The 5,632-nt window shown below is 38.4% G+C and carries 6 protein-coding genes; 4 read left to right on the top strand and 2 right to left on the bottom strand.

Annotated features, from left to right (window positions below; all coding sequences use genetic code 11):
• On the top strand, positions 1 to 375 hold a 375-nt coding region (locus tag ACOVO2_RS10395), incomplete at its 5' end, for a hypothetical protein (protein WP_421769901.1).
• A 1-nt stretch (position 376) separates the two neighbouring features.
• Complete coding sequence (locus ACOVO2_RS10390; RefSeq protein WP_421769900.1) at positions 377 to 829, top strand: GlcG/HbpS family heme-binding protein; 453 nt, start codon at positions 377 to 379, stop codon at positions 827 to 829.
• An 18-nt stretch (positions 830 to 847) separates the two neighbouring features.
• On the opposite strand, the gene ACOVO2_RS10385 is transcribed toward ACOVO2_RS10390, so the two are convergent.
• Together ACOVO2_RS10385 and ACOVO2_RS10380 are read right to left on the bottom strand one after the other, a co-directional pair.
• Positions 848 to 1,552: a membrane or secreted protein gene (locus ACOVO2_RS10385; RefSeq protein ID WP_421769899.1), complete on the bottom strand. Its 705-nt coding sequence runs from the start codon at positions 1,550 to 1,552 to the stop codon at positions 848 to 850.
• Positions 1,553 to 1,635: 83 nt separating this feature from the next.
• A complete protein-coding gene (locus ACOVO2_RS10380; RefSeq protein ID WP_421769898.1) occupies positions 1,636 to 2,187 on the bottom strand; it encodes a hypothetical protein in 552 nt (183 codons plus the stop codon).
• A 267-nt stretch (positions 2,188 to 2,454) separates the two neighbouring features.
• Between ACOVO2_RS10380 and ACOVO2_RS10375 the strand changes: the two genes are divergently transcribed.
• Positions 2,455 to 3,408, top strand: coding sequence for a D-2-hydroxyacid dehydrogenase (locus ACOVO2_RS10375; RefSeq protein WP_421769897.1), 954 nt, complete (start codon positions 2,455 to 2,457; stop codon positions 3,406 to 3,408).
• A 74-nt stretch (positions 3,409 to 3,482) separates the two neighbouring features.
• Positions 3,483 to 5,632, top strand: a 2,150-nt coding sequence (locus tag ACOVO2_RS10370) for a DUF5916 domain-containing protein (protein WP_421769896.1), incomplete at its 3' end; no start/stop codon positions are given.

The following is a 5,632-nucleotide window of genomic DNA, read 5'->3' as shown; positions in this document are numbered from 1 at the left end:
AAAATGTACTTCCTCTATTTAGCGATTGCCGTTTTAGCTTTCATTTTCAATATTTTGATAGTGACCAATAGCAAAACCCAAACTGATGCCCAAATGGGCATTGTTCCTGTTGTGCAGCTGGTGTTTATCATTCCAATTTTTATTATTTGCTCGCTTATTTTTTACTTTACGAAAGAAACTAATTTTGGCTCTAACCATCAGTATTTATACATTTTATTGCCATTTTTGTTAGAAATCATCTTTTTTGCCTTCACAAAAGACCTTTTTAGTATCTTTAAAACCGATGGTTTTGTTACTCGTTCTTGTATTTTATCCATTGTTTTAGCCACTGCTATCGTATTTTTTATCAATTGGTTATTCGTAAAAATCTTCTAAAATGACACCTCAAAAACGCCAAGAAGTGATTCATCAAATACTCGAAAATATCTCCATCGCAGTTCCTACGTACCAAAATAGCGAACCCGACTGGGGGATTTGTGAGGGAAATGTAGCAGTTTGTATCATAGACGACGAAGGCAATGTTTACGGAAAAATTTGGGGAGATGATAAACTAAAAGGCCGCCGCTACTACGATGTAGCCTACAGAAAAGCTTCGCAAGTTTGGATAACTGGCTACAAAACTGGAGAATTTGAACGTTTGATTTTTACCGATAAACTCAATTACCGAGATTTTGGTATTCCATTGCCCGAACTCATGGGCTGGGAAGGAGGTCAACCAATTCAATTAGATGCTGAAACGACTATTTCGTGCGGTTTTAGTGGCTTTAAAGGTGCAACCGACTTAGCGATTGTGAAAAAAGCCGCAGAAGCGGCTTTACAACAAATCTAAATATGCTTGGGGAAGAAATTATTTTTCTCTTCCCCAAATTTCATTAACGGGGTCGCCTTTTGAGCTTTTTCCCGAATGCTGCCATTTATCTCCTTCCACTTTTGCATCAAACGTGAGCGACGCTCCTACCCTGCTATTATCTCTTGAGAAAAATTCGAGTGTTTCAGTATATTTACCATCTTTGAGGGTGTATGTTCCTCCGCCTGTACCGAAAAACTCCTTGGTTTCGGGGTTAATCGCAAACCATTGAAATCTTGTTCCCGAACATATTTTTAAGGTCTTCCGAGCCGTACGCTTCATTTCAGTCATTTGCCCATCTTGCCCAACCCGTGCCGAAATTCGCCAATTGCCCGACAAAGCATCTTTCCCTTCGTCAATGCGTTTCCAAGTTGTTTTTGCCTGATTTTCTATCGTGAACTCGTTATCTTTTCTTATAAATTTATAGGTAATTTTCGTTCCAACACTCTCGGGGTTTTTATCATTAAATTCGAGTGTCAGCATAAGGCCAGCATCATTAATTTCATAAGTGCCGCCGTAGGTGCGGATGTAAAGGTTTTTCTCAAAAACTGCAATCGAAAGGTAATTTTCGGTGGCAATCATCACCGCTCTTTCGTTAGAAACACTGCTTTCGGGCTGCATTTCCCACGCTCCACGAAGTGTGCCAGCAAAGCTCTCAAAAGCCAACATCACCAAAAAAAAGATAGACCAAAAAGTTATTTTCATTTTCTTAGAATTTTAGGTTGAATATTATTGTACTTTCAAGGTCGGTAAGGCTTCGAGCCTTGCCGACCTTCTGCATTGAAGTATTATCTATTTTTTAAAGCCTTTATCGCCCAGCCTACCAAACCACACAAAACCATCAAAACGGTTATTCCTGCAAAAATCCATTTAATTAAACCTGAATTAGAAGCAAATGTTGCCCAAAAATCAACTTTTTCGGGAAATGCTCGAAGCATTTGCACAATTCCATAGTTTTCACACAAATCAAAGATTAAACCGCCAATCGGAATGACATTTAAAATTGCGAAACGTTGCTTGTTCCATCCATTCTTTTTAAATAAAAAACTTACCAACAAAATAAAAGCTATCGTATAAGCAATCGGATAAATGACATCAACGAAGGATTCGACAAAGAAATAAATTTCTCGACCTTTTTCGCCATACGATTCTATAATACTGTAACCTTTTTCGGGAGTAAAACCAAAACTCAAATCCATCAAACCTCGATTGAGTTCGGGGTCGAACTGTTTTTGGAAATAGGGCAGAATTGCTCCCGAAAAAGTAAATTGTAAGGCTAAAAAGCCTAACACAAGATAACCGTTGGCTCGAGAATAAAAGAAATCGGATAGTTTTTTCATGGGCTTGGTTGTTTAGAAAAAGAGTTTTCATACAAATCTATGAAATTTATAAAAAGAAATAGAGTAAATAAAATCGACAATATTTTATGTAGCTAAATAAATGACTAAAAGACTCATATCTCACTGAGGACTTATCGACTATTGACCGTGGACTACCTAAAATACTAACTATCAAGTTTTTGGATTAGATTTCCGTTTATCCATAAAGTGTTTTGACAAGAAAGTTTTCGGTGATAATTTCGTCAAAAATTTCAGATTCTAAGCTTTATGAACATCGTTTTTCTTGATGCCTACACCCTAAATCCGCTTAACGATTTAGACCTTTCTATCTTAAATACGCTCGGAAATATTACATCATACGACCGCACTTCTCCCGACCAAATTATTGAGCGAGCAAAAGATGCGGAAATAATACTGACCAATAAATGTCCGCTTAATGAACAGACTATCAGCCAATTACCCAATCTAAAATACATTGGAGTAGTGGCAACTGGCTATAATATTATTGATATTGAGGCAGCCAAAGCCCGTGAAATTACAGTAGCTAATGTACGTGGATACAGCTCGGCATCGGTAGCCCAATTAGTGTTTTCGTTGATTTTAGGTTTTACGAATCGAGTAGCCGAACACGCACAAAACATAGAAAATACATGGACTTCCTGCCCTGATTTTTGTTTTTATCATTCGCCTTTGGTCGAACTCGAAGGAAAAACGTTGGGTATCATTGGTTTGGGCGATATTGGTAAAAAAGTAGCCAATATTGGCTTAGGATTTGGCATGAAAGTTTTAGCTAATAAACGAGATTTAACCTCGGGAAGAATGACTGACGTAGAGCTTTGTAGCCAAGAGCAGATATTTCAAGAAAGTGATTTCATTACGTTGCATTGCCCATTAACGCCTGATAATCAACAATTTATCAACAAAGAGCGTTTAAGTCTAATGAAATCTTCGGCAATTCTGATAAACACATCGAGAGGCGGACTCATTCACGAGCAAGATTTGGCCGATGCTCTCAACACTGGTGTGATTGCAGGTGCTGGACTTGACGTTCTTTCTGTTGAGCCACCAACTAAAACCAATCCTTTACTAACAGCCAAAAACACCATCATCACGCCACATATTGCGTGGGCAGGTGTAAATGCACGCAAAGAATTGTTGAAAGGTGTGGTAGAAAATATCGTGGCATTTCAGCAAGGAAAAACACCAAAAGGAATAATTTAAGGCTAATTTTGCAAATTTTCGTACCTTTGTATGTCTATTTTAAAAGCAACAAACTACAATTTATAAAATCTTTTATGAAAAAACTATACTTTATTACCGTAGGAATAATCCTACTGGGAATTAACTTATTATTTGCCCAAGATTCGAAAAAAGACAACGACAAATACAACATCCACATCAAAAAATCGACAACTCCCATCAAATTAGATGGACTGCTCGACGAAGATTCTTGGAAAACTGCCGAAGTTGCCAAAAACTTCTTTCTGAATCGCCCCTATGATTCTTCTTTTGCTAAATTACAGACAGAAGTCAGAGTGTTGTTCGATGATAATTTCATTTATGTCGGTGCGATATGCTACGAACCCCGAGATATTTACACAGTTGCTTCATTAAAACGAGATTTTGAAGGCGGAACAAGCGATGTTTTTACAGCCACCTTCGATACTTTTAAAGATAAACTCAATGCTTTTCAGTTTGCTGTCAATCCTTATGGTGTGCAGCGAGAAGGACTGATTTTCAACGGGGAAGAAGCCTCTAACTTTTGGGACAATAAATGGTACTCACAAGTAAAAAACTATGACGATTATTGGGTGGTCGAAATGGCGATTCCTTTCAAGACTTTACGCTACAAAGTAACCGACGGTCAAAATACTTGGCGAGTAAATTTTGGCAGAAATGTATTGAAAAGAAATGAAGTATCGACATGGAGCCCTGTACCACGTAATTTTCGACCAGCAAACTTGGCTTTTGCTGGCAACTTGACTTGGGACGAAAATCCGCCAAAACCTGGGGCAAATGTTTCGTTGATTCCGTTTGTATCGGTGGCAACCGAAAAGGATTTCCCACGCAATGAAAGTGATTTAAAAGCACTTCCAACAACTTCCAATTTCCCTGCTGGTGTGGGTATGGACGCCAAAATTGCCGTCACGCCATCATTGAATTTAGACTTAACAATAAACCCCGATTTTTCACAGGTTGAGGTTGATAGACAAGTAACAAACTTGAGTCGTTTTGAATTGTTTTTCCCCGAAAGAAGGCAGTTTTTTCTCGAAAATAACGACCTTTTTGGCACTTTTGGCTTTCCTGATACTCGTCCGTTTTTCTCACGTCGTATCGGTATTACTCGAAATCCAAATACAGGAAATACGCAACGAGTGCCGATTTTAGCAGGGGCAAGACTCAGCGGAAAACTCAACGACGATTGGCGAATTGGAGTAATGAATATGCAAACCCGAAAGGTAAATTTCGGTGAAGATAAATATTTGCCCGCAGCTAATTATTCGGTGGCGGTTGTGCAACGAAAACTCTTGAATCGCTCTACGCTCGGAGGAATTTTTGTGAATAAAGAAAATGATTTCAGTAATCTAACTGCCGAACAAACGGCGGGGTACCGAAAATTTAATCGAGTCGGTGGTTTAGAGTTTAATTATTATTCAAAAGATAGCCGTTTTCAGTCTGAAAGTTATTATCATCAATCATTTTCGCCCGAAAACAAGAAAGATGCTGCCAGTGCCGCCCACTTTATGGGGTATAGCCACCCAAATGTTGAGTTGAATTTAGGTGTTCAACGTATCGGTGAAAACTACCGTGCTGATGTGGGTTTTGTGCCACGCACAGGAATTTGGCAGATATACCGCCCAGCAAATATTATTCTGAATCCAAAATCGAAAAAAGTGGCTAAATACATCAATGCCTACGGAATCGGTACTGAAGGAAGTGATGTTTTCGACTTAAAAGGCAAACGTCTTGACGGAGAAACCAACGTTTTTCTTTTTGCCAATAATTCGGCTGGTTCGGAGGTATATTTAGCCAAAGGATGGAGTTTTACGCATTTATTTGCTTCTTTCGACCCCACCAATGCCAGCGATAATCCGAACCCTGATAACTTTAAAAATGTGATTGAACTTCCCGTGGGAGACTATCGCTCAAACTTTATAAGTTTTGGTTATACAAGTAGTAATCGTAACGACCTCAATGGTTCATTTAGCTACACAAAAGGAGATTATTTTACAAATAAAGTCAAAGGAATTGAGGGAAAAAGCTTGTTTTTAGAAGGAAGCATCGGGTATCGTTATCAGCCTTATGGCGTTTTTGGCCTTGATTTTAACTATACCCAAATTGATATGTCGAAGCCCTACAATAGTGTAAAATATTGGCTTGTTGGGCCACGTGCTGAACTTTCTTTTTCAAAAAATGTGTTTTTTAGTACATTTTTTCAGTATAA

The organism is Emticicia sp. (assembly GCF_049241225.1).
Classification (GTDB): Bacteria; Bacteroidota; Bacteroidia; order Cytophagales; family Spirosomataceae; genus Emticicia.
Note: the sequence above shows the minus strand (reverse complement) of the source record. Positions and strands in the feature narration are given on the sequence as shown.

What these genes read in the sequence shown, in the direction of transcription:
- ACOVO2_RS10390 (WP_421769900.1), top strand. Translation starts at nt 377, where the DNA reads ATGACACCTCAAAAACGCCAAGAAGTGATTCATCAAATACTCGAAAAT.
- ACOVO2_RS10385 (WP_421769899.1), bottom strand. Translation starts at nt 1,552, where the DNA reads ATGAAAATAACTTTTTGGTCTATCTTTTTTTTGGTGATGTTGGCTTTT.
- ACOVO2_RS10380 (WP_421769898.1), bottom strand. Translation starts at nt 2,187, where the DNA reads ATGAAAAAACTATCCGATTTCTTTTATTCTCGAGCCAACGGTTATCTT.
- ACOVO2_RS10375 (WP_421769897.1), top strand. Translation starts at nt 2,455, where the DNA reads ATGAACATCGTTTTTCTTGATGCCTACACCCTAAATCCGCTTAACGAT.